Origin of the sequence: Gorillibacterium terrae, from assembly GCF_051594785.1 — a bacterium.
GTDB lineage: Bacteria > Bacillota > Bacilli > Paenibacillales > NBRC-103111 > Gorillibacterium.
In genome coordinates, this window is sequence record NZ_JBPPGI010000007.1 from 117,499 (window position 1) to 135,122 (window position 17,624).

The 17,624-nt window shown below is 59.6% G+C and carries 10 protein-coding genes and 2 tRNA genes; 4 read left to right on the forward strand and 8 right to left on the reverse strand.

Annotated elements, in window-relative coordinates:
- Nucleotides 1–78: 78 nt before the first annotated feature.
- Entirely contained in the window at nucleotides 79–2,469 is a 2,391-nt protein-coding gene (locus tag ACSEXS_RS20730) for a YhgE/Pip family protein (protein ID WP_438435159.1), read from the reverse strand.
- Between the two features lie 78 nt (nucleotides 2,470–2,547).
- The gene (locus ACSEXS_RS20735) at nucleotides 2,548–3,192 is read right to left on the reverse strand and encodes a TetR/AcrR family transcriptional regulator (protein WP_438435160.1); all 645 of its coding nucleotides are present in this window, start codon (nucleotides 3,190–3,192) and stop codon (nucleotides 2,548–2,550) included.
- Nucleotides 3,193–3,423: 231 nt separating this feature from the next.
- Between ACSEXS_RS20735 and ACSEXS_RS20740 the strand changes: the two genes are divergently transcribed.
- The 3 genes from ACSEXS_RS20740 (at nucleotide 3,424) to ACSEXS_RS20750 (ending at nucleotide 4,356) form a co-directional block, all read left to right on the forward strand.
- Nucleotides 3,424–3,497 (forward strand) — tRNA-Pro (locus ACSEXS_RS20740).
- Between the two features lie 144 nt (nucleotides 3,498–3,641).
- Nucleotides 3,642–3,715 (forward strand) — tRNA-Pro (locus ACSEXS_RS20745).
- Nucleotides 3,716–3,945: 230 nt separating this feature from the next.
- Nucleotides 3,946–4,356 carry a hypothetical protein gene (locus ACSEXS_RS20750; RefSeq protein ID WP_438435161.1) on the forward strand — a complete coding sequence of 137 codons (411 nt, stop codon included), beginning with the start codon at nucleotides 3,946–3,948 and terminating at the stop codon, nucleotides 4,354–4,356.
- A gap of 87 nt (nucleotides 4,357–4,443) precedes the next feature.
- Here the strand turns inward: ACSEXS_RS20750 and ACSEXS_RS20755 are convergent, their stop codons facing one another.
- Nucleotides 4,444–4,725, reverse strand: a complete 282-nt coding sequence (locus tag ACSEXS_RS20755; RefSeq protein ID WP_438435162.1) for a KGG domain-containing protein — start codon at nucleotides 4,723–4,725, stop codon at nucleotides 4,444–4,446.
- A 279-nt stretch (nucleotides 4,726–5,004) separates the two neighbouring features.
- On the opposite strand from ACSEXS_RS20755, the gene ACSEXS_RS20760 reads away from it, so the two are divergent.
- Nucleotides 5,005–9,165: an endo-1,4-beta-xylanase gene (locus ACSEXS_RS20760; protein ID WP_438435163.1), complete on the forward strand. Its 4,161-nt coding sequence runs from the start codon at nucleotides 5,005–5,007 to the stop codon at nucleotides 9,163–9,165.
- Between the two features lie 59 nt (nucleotides 9,166–9,224).
- On the opposite strand, the gene ACSEXS_RS20765 is transcribed toward ACSEXS_RS20760, so the two are convergent.
- The 5 genes from ACSEXS_RS20765 to ACSEXS_RS20785 all read right to left on the reverse strand — a co-directional run bounded on the left by ACSEXS_RS20765 (nucleotide 9,225) and on the right by ACSEXS_RS20785 (nucleotide 17,555).
- Entirely contained in the window at nucleotides 9,225–11,174 is a 1,950-nt protein-coding gene (locus ACSEXS_RS20765; RefSeq protein ID WP_438435164.1) for a methyl-accepting chemotaxis protein, read from the reverse strand.
- A 352-nt stretch (nucleotides 11,175–11,526) separates the two neighbouring features.
- Nucleotides 11,527–12,603, reverse strand: a complete 1,077-nt coding sequence (locus ACSEXS_RS20770) for an endo-1,4-beta-xylanase (RefSeq protein ID WP_438435165.1) — start codon at nucleotides 12,601–12,603, stop codon at nucleotides 11,527–11,529.
- 104 nt (nucleotides 12,604–12,707) lie between these two features.
- Nucleotides 12,708–14,222: a response regulator transcription factor gene (locus tag ACSEXS_RS20775; RefSeq protein WP_438435166.1), complete on the reverse strand. Its 1,515-nt coding sequence runs from the start codon at nucleotides 14,220–14,222 to the stop codon at nucleotides 12,708–12,710.
- A complete protein-coding gene (locus tag ACSEXS_RS20780; RefSeq protein WP_438435167.1) occupies nucleotides 14,215–16,029 on the reverse strand; it encodes a sensor histidine kinase in 1,815 nt (604 codons plus the stop codon). The genes ACSEXS_RS20775 and ACSEXS_RS20780 overlap by 8 nt, the downstream gene beginning before the upstream one ends.
- Complete coding sequence (locus ACSEXS_RS20785) at nucleotides 16,026–17,555, reverse strand: response regulator (protein ID WP_438435168.1); 1,530 nt, start codon at nucleotides 17,553–17,555, stop codon at nucleotides 16,026–16,028. The genes ACSEXS_RS20780 and ACSEXS_RS20785 overlap by 4 nt, the downstream gene beginning before the upstream one ends.
- Nucleotides 17,556–17,624 lie beyond the last annotated feature (69 nt).

The window sequence follows — 17,624 nt, forward strand, 5'->3', positions numbered from 1 at the left end:
GCATGCCTCCCGGATGCAAAAACCCCTCCGCCCAAAGAGCGGAGGGGTTGCTTGCCGTTCACGGAAGCCACGGCGTACTTAGGCCGGAAGTCCGGATTCGTTCGCCAGATCCTTGTGCTTGTTGAACTGAACGCTGTAGTACAGCAGGCCGAGCAGCATGAAGACCACGATGAAGCCGATCAGCACGCCGGCGTTCTGCCACATGGCCGTAAAGTGGCCGCTGGAGATAACATCCTTGAAGCCGAATACGGAGTACGTCATCGGCAGCAGGCGATGGAACTTCTGCAGGAAGTCCGGCAGCAGCTCCTTGGGGAAGGTACCGGCAGACGTCGTCAGCTGGAAGATCAGCAGCACGATGGCGACGAAGCGGCCGGCGTTACCCAAGGCGGACACCAGGAATTGAATGAGGCTCATGAAGGCCAGACTGGTAATGATGGATAGAAGGATGAACAACGGAACGCTCTTCACCTCTAGGCCCAGTACCGTCAGCAGGAAGATGTCGAGCACGACGGCCTGGATGACGCCGACGAGAACCGTCACCATGAACTTGCTGAAGTACCAAGCCACGCCCGATTTAGGCGGCACGGCCGGATGCTTGATCTGGAACACGATGGTGAGCAGCAGCGCGCCGATGAACAGGCCGAGGGACATGAAATACGGGGCGAAGCCGGTCCCATAGTTGGGAACCTCGGTATAGCGCTGCTCAGTGACTTCCACCGGACCCGCGAACATTTCGGCGTTCTTGTCGCCGGTATTCATCGAGCCGGTCTGCTTGGTCGCGTCGCCCAGCTTGGTCGCGAGCTCCGTGTTGCCGTTCGCGAGCTGGTCGGCGCCGTCCTGCAGCTTGCCGGTTCCGGCGTCCAGCTGCTTGGCGCCGCTGGCGACCTGCTCGGCGCCGTTCGCCAGCTTATGCGTGCCGCCAGCCAGCTGCTCCGTGCCGTTCGCCAGCGCGCTGGCGCCTGCGGCGAGCTTGCCGGTTCCGGCGGTCAGCTGACCCGTTCCGGCGTTCAGCTCGCCTGCGCCGGCCGACAGCTTCTTCGCGCCGGCTTGCAGTTGACCCGCCCCGGCGACCAATTGATCCGCGCCGCCGGCCAGTTGGCCGATGCCGGCGCTGAGCTGCTCCGAGCCGGCCTGCAGCTGGCTTGCGCCGGCGGCCAGCTTCTCGCCGCCCGCGGCCGCTTCGTCCAGCTTGGCGGCAACGGTGTCGAGCCCGGTCTTCAACTGGGTCGACCCGGCCGACAATTGAGTCGCTCCGGCGATCAGTTGATCCTGGCCGGAGGTGACGGCGGTGAGGCCCTGGGAAACCGACTTGCTCGTTTCCAGCAGCTTGGCGAAGTTCGGGTCCTGCGCCAGCTCGGGATGGGCCTTCGCGTAAGCGGCCAGCCCGTTGGAGATGCCGTCGGCTCCGGCCGACAGCTTGGTCAGGCTCTCCTTGGAGGCGGTCAAGCCCTTCTCCAGCTGAGCCGCACCGGTACCGGCCTTATCCGCTCCCGCGGACAACTGCTCCGCGCCGGTCTTCAATGTCCCAAGCCCCTGCGACAGCGAGCTTGCGCCGGTGTTCAGCTCGGTGAGGCCGCTGCCCAACGCGCCCGCCCCGGTCTGCAGGGAGGCGATGCCGTCCTTCATCGGAGCGGCACCGGCCACCAGCTTGCCGAGTCCGGCGTCGATGGCGTCGGCGCCCTTCTTCAGCTCGGCGGCGCCGGCGGACAGCTTGCCGACATTGGCATTCAGCGTATCCAGCCCGTTCTTGAGCTGAGACGCGCCGGAGACCAGCTTGCCGGAATTGGCGTCCACCAGCTGCACGCCGTTGTTCAGGTCGGTCGCGCCCGAAGCCAGCTTGTCGAGGTTCTCGCGGACCGTCTTGATACCGTTGTCCACTTCCTTCGAGCCGTCGGCGAGCTTCGAGGCCCCGTCGCCCGCTTGGCCGATGCCGTCCGCCAGCTTGTTCACGCTGCTGAACACGGCCTTCGAATACGCTTCGGTCACATTCTCCGACAGCTCGCCCTTAATCCGCTCGATCGCCGTCTTGCCGATCTGGGCGGCCAGGAAGTTGTAGCTCTCGTTCGGGATGTACAGGACTTGCGCCTTCTGCGGATTCTCGTCGGTGACGGTGACCACCTTGGACGAGAAATCCTCGGGAATTTCAATCGCCATGTAATACGTGCGGTCGGACAAGCCGTTCACCGCTTCTTCCTTGCTGACGAATTGCCAGTCGAAATCTTTGCCTTCTTTCAGCTTGTCGGCCAGTTCCTTGCCGACGTTCATCGTCTCTCCGTTGAAATCGGCGCCTTTGTCGCTGTTGACGACCGCCACCGGAAGCACGTCCATCTTCGCATACGGGTCCCAGAAGGCCCACAGGAACATGCCGCAGTACAGCAGCGGAACGAGCAACACAGCGATGACCGGGATCAGCACCCGCTTATCGCGCACGATCGAAGACAGTTCTCCTGAAAATGATCTCTGCTTCATGAATTTCAAATCCTACCCTTCTTTTTTCAAATTGCTATTCCGGTCGCCAGCCGGTCTCTAAGGCACAGCGGCGAAACCTTACGCTAACGCGGAGCCGTTGCCCGCCAGGGGCTCCGGCACGGCCAGCCCTTCGGCCAGATACAGATGAAATAGCCGGGCAATCTCTTCGTTGGAAAGCTTGCCCCGCGTCTCGTTCCATTCGGAGACGAATGCGACATACAGCTTCAGCATGACGAACGCCGTTATCTCGGGATCGCAGGCCCGAATCTGGTTCCGCTGGGTGGCGGTTTCGATCTTGCGCCGGATGAAGCCGATAATGGCCCATTCCACCTGCTGCATGGCTTCTATGGCCGCCCGGGTCCCCATATCCTTCACTTCATGGGTAAGCTGAATGGTAAGCCGATGCGATTCCCGGAAGTTCACCATATGGAGCAGAACGTTGTGGAGATTCTCGAAAAAGGGCAGTTCCTCATCCATCACCGACTCGGCGATCTCTTTCATCTGCAAGATGAATTCGTCCAAGATGGCCTTGAACAGCTCCTCCTTGTCGGCAAAAAACGTATAGATCGTCCCTTTGCCCACCTTCGCATCCTTGGCCACTTGATCCATCGTGGTGGCCTTATAGCCGTAAATGCTGAAGGAGCGGGTTGCAGCATCCAGGATCTGCTGCCTCCTGTCTACCGTAGCGATTCTTGATCCCTCCCTTCCCGCGCGCCCTTCCATCGGGCCTGTCATCTGGTGTTTCGCTAAAAACTGACCAAATTACTGATTTGGTCATTTCGTACTGAAGCTGATTCTACTCCCATCTCCGTCCGTTTTCAAGTCCTTTTTCATAAGTTTCTTCCCATCCGCTGAAAAAAATTCTCACTGTCTTGTCCCCTTCATTTAAAAAAAGGCTTTGCTTTTTTGATTCGACCTTGTTATAATATTTCTTGCTGGTCCTTTAACGACCATCGAGACGTGGCTCAGCTTGGTAGAGCGCTTGCTTCGGGAGCAAGAGGTCGCAGGTTCAAATCCTGTCGTCTCGATTCCGCATTAAACCGTAAGACAACCCCCTCGCGGCATGAGGGGGTTGTTTTTTCACCGCATGGAAAAAGATTCTCGGTATCCGCTCTTGTAATCGCTCCGCCTTGTGGTATAATCTTGTCTGTTGGCCCTTCAAACGGCCTTGACGAGACGTGGCTCAGCTTGGTAGAGCGCTTGCTTCGGGAGCAAGAGGTCGCAGGTTCAAATCCTGTCGTCTCGATTTCATTCCACCCCTAAAGACAACAACCTAACGGGCAGAAACCGATAGGGGGTTGTCTTTTTTGCTGTGTGCTCCCCCCGTTACATAAGCCCCCTTTACTTTCCCTAAGACACACCCTATACTCGTAGGGTGCAATTCACAGGGCTTGCAGCTTTGGCTATCCCTGTAGAGAAAGGTTAGGAGGAATTCCCCTGCAAGACGCTCTTTTCCATCGGGTGGCGGCCCGGATCATGGACCGCTCCGCCTGCACGGCTGCCCTGCGCATCGAACCAAGGTTTCCGGGAGACCGGCTGGTCGGAGGGAAATACAACCTCGCCACCCACACCGTCTTCCTTTATAAAGAAGATATCCTGATCCAATGCGGCCGGTTGTTCGGCTCGACGGACCGCGCCGAGGAATACATCGCCGTCATTCTCGCCCATGAGCTGGGCCATGCCCAGGACGGGCAGCTGCGGGAGTTGGCCGATTCCCTCGATCTGCCGATTTCGGAGGCCGAGAAGGCGCATATCCGCCTGCGCATCGAAGAGAACGCCTGGGCCTATGCCGAAGCGCTGCTTCCCGAAGCGGACGCCGCCTTCCTCGGGACGATCATCGAGCACTCCCTCGCCGCATACCGAAGTGTCATCGCGGACGTCGCCTAACCAACATTAAAGCAGGGCCCCGCTCCTTCGTAAAGGAACCGGCCCTGCTTTTTTTAACATTCGACTACTTTATAGGAAAGACTTCAGTCAGTCGCGCTGACGGGCGCGGGCTTCGCCGCCCTTGCGTCCCGCTTCCTCGCGGCTCATCTTGCCGTTACCGCCGGAGGAGCTGCTTTGGCCGCGGGCTTCGCCGCCTTTTTCTCCGATTTCTTGGTAGAACTCACGGCCATGGGATTCCGAGGTGGCTTCGCCTCCCGTTTGGCCGATCTCTTGGTAGAACTCGCGATCATGCGTCTTCGAGGTTGCCTCTCCACCCTTACGTCCTGCTTCTTCCCGGCTCATCTTCCCATTCTGGTTGTCGCGTGCCATGGTGAATTCACTCCTTATCAGGTTTTGAGTTTTGGTGTTGCCCTCCCTACTTAACCCCCTCGTCCTTCCGGTGAAACATCCTTTTTGGGAGAACTTCCCCGCCTTGCGTTTGCCTCTTCCATATGCTACACCCTCTCTATTCTCCATCCTGACGCGGAAAAACAATCTCATAATTTCGGGGGGAATTCCCTTTAGTTTCAGGATGGGAAATCGTCCCAGACCAAGCTAGAATGAAGACGTTTCCCATTTGTAAGCGATTTCAATTTGAGGAGGATGAGGATGAAAAGAGTGTGGAATGCCTCGCTTGCGGTTCTCCTGCTGATCGGCCTGCTGGGGCCGCGTGCGGGCGGCACCGCGCTGGCGGACAGCAGCCCGCCGGTGGTGGCGAGCTACGACTTTGAGGGCGGCACGGCGCAGGGCTGGTCGCAGCTCGGAAGCGGATCGGTCCAGGCCGTGGGACAGCCGGAGTATGCGCCGTTTGAAGGCAAGTACAGCCTGCTGACCAGCGGGCGGACGGATGCTTGGAACGCGCCCAGCTTGGGCGTAACATCCCTCCTTAAGGCGGGGGCTGTTTATACCATCTCCGCCGAAGTGAAAGCCGTGGCCGCCGAGGATGCGGGGAAAGCGGCGATTACGATCAAGCGCACCGATTCCGAAAAAAAAGACGAGTACAAGCAAGTGGCCGCCGCAGCCGTCAACGAGCAGGGCTGGGTCAAGCTGGAGGGAACCTACACCTATGAGACCGCAGCCAATCTGCTGCTCTATATCGAGAACGACGTCAAGACGGCACGCTACCTGATCGACGATGTCCGGATCGTGGAAACCACTCCCCCGCCGGCTAATCCGGGAGGTGGCACTCCGAGTCCGGGAACAGGCTCGGCTCTGTCCCTTCATGCCGATTTTGAAGACGGAACCCCCGCCGGCTGGGCCAGCCGCACCGGCGGCGAGAAGGTCGCGATCTCAACGGATGCCGCCCACACCGGCAGCCACAGCCTCGCCGTCACGGGGAGAACCGAAACCTACCAAGGCCCTGCGCTGGATCTGACCGACAAGGCAACTACCGGCGCCAAGTATCGCCTCTCTGCCTGGGTGCGGCTGCTCTCCGGAGAACCGCCCGCCAAGATGCGAATGAGTCTCCAGGTCGACAAGCAGGGAACGGATACCGCCTACCTTACGGTGGTCGGCAACACCGATGTCACCGACGCTGCCTGGGTGCACCTGAGTGCCGATTATACCTTGGACAGCTCCTTCGACAAGCTCTCGCTCTATCTCGAAACGGCAGAGGGAACCCCTTCCTTCTATCTCGACGATTTTGAGCTGGATTCGATCGGGACGCTTCCCGTCCAGACCGATATCCCCTCGGTCTATGAAGCTTTCCGCGACGATTTCCCGATCGGCGCGGCGATCGAGCCCGAAGAGACGAGCGGCCGCTACGGGGAGTTGCTCACCCGCCACTTCGACAGCATTGTCGCCGGCAATGCGATGAAGTGGGATGCCACCGAGCCCAAGGAGAATCAGTTTAACTTCAGTCGAGGCGATGTTTTGGCCGATTATGCCAAGTCGCGCGGCATCGGTATGCGCGGCCATACCCTGCTCTGGCACGCGCAGGTTCCGGATTGGCTGTTCAAGCATGCCGACGGAACGGATCTGACCAGCTCGGCGGAAGACAAGGCTCTTCTGCGCTCGCGTCTGGAGAATCACATCAAGAACGTGGTCGAGCATTTCAACGACATCGTCTATACGTGGGACGTCGTCAACGAAGTCATCGACGAGAGCCAGCCGGACGGCTTCCGCCGCAGCAAGTGGTTCGAGATTCTCGGTCCGGAATTCATCGATGACGCCTTCCTCTATGCCCGCAAATATGCCAAGCCGGAGGCAACGCTCATCATCAATGATTACGGGACGACGAATGCGAAGAAACGGCAGTTCCTGTACGATCTGGTGAAGGGCATGAAGGCCCGCGGTATTCCGGTGGACGGCGTCGGCCACCAGATGCACAACACGCTGGAAAGCCCCTCTCCCGCAGAGGTCAAACAGACCTTGGAGATGTTCGCAGGACTCGGGGTAGAAAACCAGGTCACCGAGCTGGACGTGAGCGTCTACCCGAGCGGCTCTACTCCGGCGTACTCCTCGCTTTCCGATGAGGTTGCCCTCAAGCAGGCGTATTATTACCGCGACCTGTTTCGCCTGTTCAAGAGCTTGAAGATGACGGCCCATCTGACCGGCGTGACCATCTGGGGAATGTCGGACGACAAGTCCTGGCTGTCCAAGCCGGAGCGAACCGATTACCCGCTGCTGTTCGACCAGCAGCTGCAGGCCAAGCCCGCCTATTGGGCGCTCGTCGAGCCTTCCAAGCTGCCCGTGCTCATCGAGAATGCCGTCGCGAGCCAAGGCACACCGGCGATCGACGGCAAGAGCGAAGCGCTCTGGGAGGCGGTGAGTCCGCTCCCGGTCAAGACGGCGGACGGGACGTCCCCTGCCTCCTTCAAAGCCCTGTGGAACGCCGACCGCTTGTTTGTCTATGCGAGCATCGACGATGCCCGCAATCAGGCAGGAGACAAGGTGGAGCTGTACCTGGACGGGGACAACAGCAAGTCGCCCGCCTACGGGTCCGACGACCGGCATTACACACTGAGCCGATCCGGCAGCCCCTTGGAGGGAGTGGACTATCGGGTTAGCGAGCGCGCCGGAGGTTATGTGCTGGAGGCGTCCGTCCCGCTTGCGGGCGGAGTCGTCGGCCGGAAGATCGGCTTTGACGTACGCGTAACCGATGCGGACACCGGTGCGGCCGCCGCTTGGAACGACTTTACCGGTTCGCAGGATACGGACCCTTCCATATTCGGCACACTTACGTACGGTCCCGCCCTCCAGCTCGGGGAAGCCCTTCCCGCGTCGCCGGTCGTCGACGGCCTGGAAGAAGGCGTCTGGGCCGGTGCGCCCGCCTACGCGACGAATGTGCAGGTTGAGGGCACCGGCGGAGCGACAGCCACCTTCAAGACCCTATGGGACGAGAACTGGCTCTACGTCTTCGCCCACGTCGTAGATGCCAGCCTGAGCAAGGCCAGCGCCAATGCTTATGAACAGGATTCAGTCGAAATCTTTCTGGACCGAACCAACGGCAAGACGGCGTTCTATGAGCCCGATGACGGCCAGTACCGGGTGAATTACGCCAACGAGCAGACCTATAACGGGGCGGCATCGGCCGATGTCTTCAAGACCGCCACCCGGCAGACGGATGTCGGCTACGACGTGGAAGCGGCGATCCGGCTGACCCCAACGGCGGCGTCCGGCAGCCTGCTCGGCTTCGATCTGCAGGTCAACGACGATCGCAACGCCGACGGCGTGCGCGACAGCGTAAGGATCTGGAGCGATCCGAGCGGGCAGTCCTGGCAGAATACCGCCAAGTGGGGAACGCTGCTACTGAAGGCCCCCTCCTCTCCCGGCAACCCCGGCGGCACGGGTACGGGGACGACGGGCACGCCAAGCTCCTCCGTTCAGGAAGGCAGCATCAATCTAACGACAGGCGGAACGTTGTCGCTGAACGGCGTCACCCTGGTCTTCCCCGCCGGAGCGCTGAGCGGAGAAGGAAGCCTGCGCGTAACGGTCGGCAAGGTACCCGAATCTGCAAGACCCGCTACGCCCACCGGCCATAAGCTGCTGAGCGACGTCTATGAGATCGCAGCAAACCGGACAGGCGCGTTCCAACAGCCCGTCACGCTGACGCTGCCCTTCGACCCGGCCAAGCTGGCGGAAGGCGAAGAAGCGCAGCTCTTCGCCTTCGACGAAGCGGCAGACGCCTGGGCGGCGGTCGGCTCCTCTGCCGCCGACCTGAAGCACGGGACGGTGTCGGCCCGCGTCGAGCGCTTCTCCACGTTCGCCGTTCTGTCCGCTCCTAAGCCGAACGCCGGATACGAGCCGAGTGACATCGCCCGGCACTGGGCCCAGGCCGCCATCGAACGGCTGGCACGGCAGGGAATCGTGTCGGGCTATCCCGACGGAACCTTCCGGCCCGACTCCGCCATCACGCGCGCCGAGTTCGTTACGCTCCTCGCGAACGCCTTCCCCCTTCCCGAGCCGGCTGCCTCGGCCTTCGCCGATACCCGCGGCCACTGGGCGGAACGGGCCATCGCGCAAGCGGCAGCGGCCGGGATCGTACAGGGCGACGGCGGCGGCCGGTTCAAGCCGGACGCTCCGCTCACCCGCGAAGAGCTCGCCGCCATGCTCGCCCGGCTGGGGCTGCTCGACCTCTCCGCCGGTCCGGCCGTTCCCGCCTTTAAGGACAGCGGCGAGATTTCCGCATGGGCCAGGGCTCCGATCGCCGCGCTAGCGGCACAGGGATACCTGCAGGGCTATCCCGACGGGACGGTGAAGCCGGTTCGCGCCTGCACGCGTGCCGAAGCGGCGGTCCTGATCGCCCGGCTGCTGCAAGCGGCGGACTGACCGATAACGCAAAAAAGGGTGCCCCTGGCTGTTTCCGAACCAGGAGCACCTTTTTTGCATTACACGATAAATTTGCTTGTCAACAGCTGCAGTTCCTCCGCCAGCTTGCTCAACGCGGCAGTCGATGCGGTAACCTCTTCCATAGAGGCCAGCTGTTCTTCCGTAGCCGCCGATACCGACTGGACGCCACTCGCATTCTGGACCGCCACTTGGGTCACCAGGTGAACCGCCTCTGCGGTCTCCTCGACTCCGCCTGCCATGATCGTCACCTTGTCCGAAACCTGCTGAATCTGACCGGCAACCTGGGCAATGGCCTCATTGATGTTGCGGAAATGATCCCCGGCTTGGGTAATGCTGCCGATTCCTTCATGAACTTCCTGTAGCGAGCGTTGCATCACTTGGGAGGCTTCGCCGATTTCCTGCTGAATCGTCTGGACCATCTGCGCGATCTGACCGCTGGAGACGGCGGATTGCTCGGCCAGCTTGCGCACTTCTCCCGCCACGACCGCAAAGCCTCTTCCATTCTCCCCGGCGCGTGCCGCTTCGATCGCCGCATTCAACGCGAGCAGGTTGGTCTGCCGAGCAATACCCGTGATAAGGTCGACGATTCGTCCGATTTGCTCCGAGCGAGTGCCCAGCACATTGACGGATTCTGAGAGCCCTTCGACCGATTGGGCGATGGAATTCATCTGCCGGACGGCCTTCGTAGCTGCTTCATTGCCCTGGATGGACTTCTCCGATGTTTGAGCCGCAATCTCTACGGCGTACCGGATGTTCTCAACCGCCTGGTTCACGTCCTGTAGAATGACCTGCATGCTGGCCGAGCTGTGCTCGGTGCTATGCATTTGGGTACTGGCCCCCGCCGCCATGTCCGTAATGACGCCGGCAATCTGTTCGGCGGCTTTACTGGTCTGTTCCGATCCGGCAAGCAGTTGTTCAGCCGATGCAGCCACTTGCACGGAATGTCCGCCGACATCCCGAATCAGGTTGCGCAGATGGTCGGACATCGCATTGAAGGCCGATGCCAATTCACCGATCTCGTCCTCCCGATGAACCGGGATAACCTCCGTCAAGTCGCCCCCGCTGATTTTCACGGTTGCCGCCCGGATGGCTCGGATCGGAAGAAGAATCGAGCGGATAATCAAAAAGACGACTATGCCGCCGATGAGAATAGCCAACAGGTTGATGAGCAGGGAGTTTCGGAGGATCGGAACCATAGCCTGGTCGATCTCCGACTCGTACATCGTTCCCGCGATCACCCAGCCCGTCTCCGGATTGGCGGCAAATACCATCAGTTTGTCATCCCCGTCGTACTGATACTCGAAGGATCCGGCTGGGCTTTCGTATAGCTTGTCCATGAAATCACTACTGGCCGTGGTTCCCCTTTTGATGGTGGGGTGATGGATATACTTGCGCTCCTTGTCGATCACAAAGGCATATCCCCTTTTACCGATTTTGGCCAGCTGGGTTAGCTCGGAGATTTTCCCCAGACTCAGATCAAAGCCGACAACCCCCGTGCCGTCCTCCAACATCTTCGCCAGGGTCACCACGATTTCGCCGGTTGAAGCGGAGATATAGGGATCGGTGAGGACGACGGCTTCCTTTTCCTCCTGGGCTTTGAGGTACCAGGGCCGCTTGCGGGGATCAAAGTCCTTTGCCAACGTAGCAGATGTCGTGTACATGTCCCCAGTGGCTGTACCGACGAACACGCTGAGCAGGTCTTCCTGAAGCGCGAAAAAGTGGTTAAGGTCTGCCTCGAAGGCAGACTTGCCCTGCCGGGTTATGGCCTCCCCTTGATAGTGCTCCGCCAGGTAATCGAGCTGCCCTTCCTTCTCCTTCATCATATTGCTGATAAACGAGTTCAGAAGCGTGACATTCTCTTGCGCGCTTTGGGTCAGCCTCTCCCGCATTTCTCTCGAAGCGCTGGAATAAGAGGCCCAACCCATCACCAGGGTAGGAATAATCAGAATTCCGGCAAACGATACAATCAACTTCTTTTTTAGATTCATACGCCAAACTCTCCGTAGCCGGGACCGCCCGTTTGCCACTCTCTTCACATGTATCCACTCCGATTTAGTGAAACTGTTCTCAATCTCTATGAGCGAATGCTACAGAGTTCTCTTGAACGTGTCAATATATGAGAATTTTTGTCGAAATAACTCCATAATGTTTAAAATTCCTGATGTATTTTGTCATTTTTAGCTGAAAAGAGAAACAAAGCTGATACACCCCGCCGTACAAAAAAAGCTATTCCCAGGAGCATAGCCTGCCCCTGAGGATAGCTTCGGTTATTTATGTATACTCGCTTGAACTCTGTTGCTGCTTGAACCCTGTTACTTAGCCTTACCTTGGTAGGTAGCCTCAAGCCCCTTCCGGGTCGCCTCGGACGACGCCTGTTGCTAAGTGGCTTCTCGTTCCTTTGGCTTGGGCCAGTTCGGCCACGCTCCAGAAGGCGGCCTTCGGCTGGCGCTGCTCGTCGAACAGGAACGGCCAATTCTTCCGGCCCGGAACGGGGAAGTGGTCCAGCCAGGTGTAATCGTCGGCGACTCCCCAGAAGGTCACGGAGTCGATGACCCCGGCGTATTCCAGGAAGAGCCGGAAGATCTCCTCGTAGCGGAGCCGCTGCAGCTCGGCGAGCCGCTCGGACGGCGCCCGTCCCTTCAGGACCTGCCGGTCCTCGAACGCATACAGGGACAGGTCGAGCTCGGTAATGTGCAGCCGTAGGCCCAGCGAAGCGTAAGCCTCGATGGCCTGCCGAATCTCGTCGATCGAGGGGCCGTAGATGTTCCAATGCGCCTGTAGGCCGATGCCGTGAATGGGCGTCCCCTGCTCCAGAAGCGTATGGACGAGCGCCCGGATTTTGTCCCGTTTGACCGGATCGGTCTCATTGTAATCGTTATAGAACAGCAGCGCCTGCGGATCGGCCTCGTGGGCCGCCTCGAAGGCGAGTCGGAGGAAATCTTCGCCGATGAGATCGAGCCACTTGGACCTGCGCAGCCGCTCGTGGCGCTTGTCCTCCACGGCCTCGTTGACCACATCCCAGGCGTACGCCCGGCCCCGGTAGCGGCCGACCACGGTCCGGATATGGCTGCGCATCCGCTCGATGAGCAGCTCCCGCGAGGCCGGTCCGCCGTCCGGCCCCTCGAAGATCCAATCCGGCGTTTGGTTGTGCCAGATGAGCGTATGGCCGCGCACGCCCATGCCGTGCGTTTCGGCGAAATGAAAGAGTCGATCTGCCGCTTCAAACGCATACGCGTCCTCGGCCGGATGAATTTCCGCCATCTTCATTTCGTTCTCTGCCGTAACGCTGTTAAACTGCTTGGCAATGAAGGCTCCTTGCGAGGCCAGCACTCTCGTGCTGACGGCCGCGCCGATGCGGAACCGGTCCCGAAATAGTTCGCGGAGAGCGGGAACCTCCCTTGTTCTTCCTTCCCTCATGAACAATCCCTCCTGATCGAGCTCAGGGCCGCGATTGGCGGCCTTAAGCCCATCATACCGGTTCTGTATCCGCTTTCCATCACCAGATTAAAGCGTTTTCCCCCTCATCCTTCATCCCTGCGGAGCTTTCGGTAGACGGCCGGCTTGAGCGCCGTACGCTTCTCGAATTCCTTGAGAAAATGATGATAATGCTGGTATCCGACCTCCTCGGCAATCACCCGGATGGTCTCCTCGGACTCGGCCAGCCTTCGCTTGGCTTCCTCGATCCGGAGGTTGTGGACGTACTCCAGGAGACTCACGCCATGCTTGCGCAAAAAGGCTTGCCCGAGGTAGACCGGATGGATGTAGAAGCGTTCGCCAATCTCCTTGATCGTCACCGGCATGCGGAAATTCTCCTGCAGGTACCGTTCCACCTTCTGCAGCGGATGCCGGGAATCCGCCTCCTTGTGCCGGCGGATCAATTCGATGTCTTGCCTGAGAAAATCCTGGAGCGCCTGCTTCAGGGCAGCGAGCGATTCCGGCTCGGTGCGGAGGAAGCCGATACAGTCGCGCCAATTCTCCGTGGCCACGCCCAACTCGCGCAGCACCTCAAGGCTTTTCAGCACGACATGCGCGCTGATCATGTAGACGACGCCGGGTGCGGTCCGCTTCTCCTCAAAGCGGGCGAACAGCTCGCCGATCAGCGCGACCGTTTCTTCGTCCTGCAGCCGTTCGGCGGCGGCCATGATCCGTTCCACCAGCCGAACCGAATCGATGTCATAGCTGAATTCCGGCCGTTCGGATGTTTCGCTGTCAACCAGGCCGCTTGCGTCCGGCTGGTAAAAAAACGGGATCGCCGCCTCGACCGCTCCCGAATACGAGATGGCCAGCTCGCGCAGGCTGGCGACGCGCGGTCCGACCGCAATCAGGACCGGCTTTCCACGGCCGCGCAGCTCGTCGTAAAGCCGTTTGGCGAGCGGCAGGGCGGTCTGTTCTCCCTCGGCGACGAATCCCGCTTGGCCGGGCCCCCGTTCGACATACACCGCTTGGCCAGGCTGCGAGAATCGGCGGCACTCCTCCCGGTCTTCATCCCGCAGACCTTCCAGATGCAAGTATCGCCAGCTGGCTACCGTTCCGTCTAACCGAGCCATCCGCTCGGAAGCACTGCTGTCCGCATCAAGGCTTTCATCCCGCAGCATCCGGGCGATAGCCAGCGACAGGAGCCGGCTCTCGGCCCGGTCTTCCTGCCCGCGCAGCCGTTCGCGCTCTTGCAGTTCTGCCGCTACCTCTTTGAGCGTTAATTCCCACTCCTCCTCCATCACCGGCTTGAGGAGATAGTGCCTGACCCCGCTGCGCAGAGCGGTGCGGGCATAGTCAAAATCGTCGTGTCCGCTCAGGATGACGAACATCGCTTCGCTTCCGGATTCACGGGCCTTCCGGATCAGCTCCAACCCATCCAGGCCCGGCATGCGGATGTCGGTGACCACGAGGTCGGGCCGGCACTCCTGGATGGCCAGCAGGGCGTCTTCCCCGTTATCGCAAGTGCCGCACACCTCATAGCCGAGCGCTGTCCAATCGGTCATCAGCTCGATGCCTTCCAGCGCCATCTGCTCATCGTCGGCCAGTATCACCTTATACATGAGGCTGCTCCAAAGTCAGGCAGTTCAAGAACTCCCGGGGGATGCCGATCCGGATCGCCGTGCGCTCGCCGGGGATGCTTTCGATGCTGAACTGAGCCCTGCCGGCGTAATACAAGTTGAGCCGCTTGTACACATTGCGCAGCCCGATATTTTTTCCGGACGGACTTTCGGAATCCAAATTGCGGACGATCTCGTTCAGCTTGTCCTCATCCATCCCAATCCCGTTGTCATCCACCTCGATGATCAGCTCCTCTCCAAGCCGGACTGCGACGCGAATCCGCCGCAAGCCCTTTACCGATTGGAGGCCATGCTTGCAGGAATTTTCGACGAGCGACTGGATGCTCATCTTCGGAATTTCACAGTCATGTGCCGCCGGATCGACATCCAGCTCATACGTGAACCGGTCTTGGAACCGGAACTTTTCAATCTGCAGATACATGTCGATGAAATCAAGCTCCTCTTTGACGGTGACCCAGTCGTTCTTCCAACTGAGCAGCCGCCGCAGGATCTGAGACAGGTTGCGAATGATGTCGGTAACTTGATCGTACTGATATTTCTTGCACACGACCAGAATAGCGTTCAGGGTATTGAACAGAAAGTGCGGATCCACCTGACTCTGCAAGAAATTCAGCTCAGCCCGGACCTGCTCCAGCTCCAGGTCCTTTTTCTGGATTTCCAGCTTGTAGACATCGTTGATCAGGTTGCGGATTTTTTCGGTCATCAGATTGAAGCTGCTCAGCAGCCCGCCGATCTCGTCCTTGCCCCCATAGATGGCGATTGGCTCAAACCGCTCGTATTTGACCAGCTTCATGTGCTTGTAGAGCAAGCTGACTCGCCGGTTATACGAACTGAAGATGACCATGATCAGGACAGTGGGGACCACGATCGTGATCAGGGACAATTCCAGGAAGAATCGGGAGGTCACGTGCATCTGCCTGTCGGCCAGGCCCCGGTTGGGCGTACCGATCAGTCTCCACCCTGAGGTATAGCTGGCCGTGTTGAGTGTACTGACAAACCGGTTGGGGGCCTCTTGGCCCTGCTCTTCATCCGGTGAAAGGCCTTCGAGCTGCTTGCCTGTGCCAAAGTACGAATGACCCGTCTCCAGGACCACCCGGTTCTGTTCGTCGACCAACTGGAAGCGCAAGTAATCCCGCTCGTTGCTGAACAACTCCAGCCAATGTTCGAGCCGGAGGTCGATGCGCAGATATTTGCTGTGCTTAAGCAGGTCGGGATAGTTGTCCAGACGCCGGATAATGCTGACGTAGATCATATTCTGCTGCGGGTTCATCGGATTGGTATCGAGAAAAGAGACCAGCAGCACCTTTTCCTTGGTCGAATTGATGTTGCGGTACCAATCGCTGGTAAGGTCGGCCGGTCGGATGGAGAAATAACTGCCGCCGTTCTGGATGGTCGGATTGGAGGTGTAAACCCCGAGCCAGGATATGTAGGAATGCAGATTCGTATACTGTCGGAGCTTGTCGCGCAGCACATCATTGTAGCTGTCGTAATAGTCGCCATAATCGGCATAGTTCTGGTCCAGCAGCTCATTGATCACCCGGTCGGCGGCTACCGTATTGCCGATGGCCACGCATTCGTTGATCATCTGCTGCATTTCGTATCCGGCCCGATCGACCGATATTTGCAGATTCTTGTGCTGCTGGGCTTCTGCATTGGCGCTGATTCGCACGTAGAACAAGGCATTGATGGTCAGAATCGGAATCAGGACGCAGAATACATAGATGAACAGGAACTTCATCTTGAGCGGGATGTCGTTGATGAGTCCGAGCGGATTCCATCTGCTCCTCATGATAACCCTCCTGCCGGTTCTTTGCCTTTCTTGTAAGCGGAAGGCGAGATTCCGTTCAACGTCCGGAATTTCTCGGTAAAATGGTCCGTGTCTCCATACCCGACCCGCGAGGCGATATCGGCGATGGATAAATCGGTGCGCCGCAGCAATTTCTTCGCTTCTTCCATCCGTACCTCGTGGAGGAATTCATTGAACGGAATGCCAAACTGCCTCTTGAACCGCTGGCCCAGGTAAGCGGCATTGATATGAAACTGCTCGGCCACCTGCTGGAGCTGCAGCTTCTCCCGGAAGTGGGCCCGAATGTAATCGCCCACCTCGTACTCCAGCGCATCTTCCTTCCGGTCGCGCCGCTCGGCAAACCAGACAGCCGCCTGATAGACATCTTCCAGGGCGGAACGCTCCGAATGGGCGGCCAGGTCCTTCCGAAACCAGGCAGCTTCCCAACTAGCCCGATCCCCTCCATGCCGTTCGATTTCCTGCAGCAGTTCGAGCTTCAGACTTGCCAACCAGGCGGCACACCACGTATCCGCCACCTGGCTGGCCGTAAGCGTTCGAACCAGGTCGCCGGATTGAGACCGAACCGCTTCGAGTTCGCCCGCCACCACCGCCTTCCGCAAGCGGTCCGCCGCTTCCGGGGATAGGGCGGCTTCCGGTGAGACCGGTCGTTCCTTGCAAGCGCGGATCCCCTTCTTATCGGTGCCTTGCCCGGCCCTCTCGATCGTCTGGGCTTCCCGGAAGGCCGCCCGGGCAGAGCCTACGCCGGCATGTTCCGCGCTCATCCAGAAGCGGGCTTCCCGGGCAACGTCCGCCGCATACCGTTTCGCCAAGGCGGAAGCCAGTTCGACGGAGGCACCCGCTGTCCGGGCCGCCGCGAGATATCCGCATCTTCCCATGCGCAGCACAAAGGGGAGCAGCCGGCATGCTCCGGCGTTCCCGAGGGAGGCCATGATCTGTTGCAGGCGGAACGGAAACTGGACGGCGCCCCCTTCGTTCGCTGCAAACACGCAGCAGACCGATGCCTCCTCCCAGTCCGGGTCCAGGTTGAGTGTATAGGCATTCAGCAGTGCCTTGTCCTCCTCCAGCAGCCGTCCGACAGACTCTGCCCGCAGGAAGCTTTCCGCCTCCAGCTGCTTGTCCAGCGCGGCCTGCTCCATGTGGATCTGCTCCGCGGCCGCCCGAACCGCCTCTTCCAGCTCCGCCTCTTCGAGCGGCTTGGTCAAGTAATTCGAGATGCCGTATTGCATGGCCCGCCGGGCATAGCCGAAGTCGGCATGGCCGCTGAGCAGGATGAATTTGCAGGCCGGGTAGCGGGCTGAAGCGAGCCGGATCAGGTCCAGGCCGTCGATCACCGGCATGCGGATATCCGTAATCACCAAGTCCGGCCGGTTCGCCTCCATCACCTGCAAAGCATCTTCCCCGTCCAGGGCTTCGCCGCAGACGGTGAAACCAAGCTTCTCCCAGTCGATCATCAGCCGAAGCCCTTCCAGCATGATCGGTTCATCATCGGCAAACAGCACCTTCAGCATGAGCGCATCCTCCTTTGACGTGCTTCTGCCGGGGGTTCCCACCGCACCGGGCTTTAAACAGGAGAAACC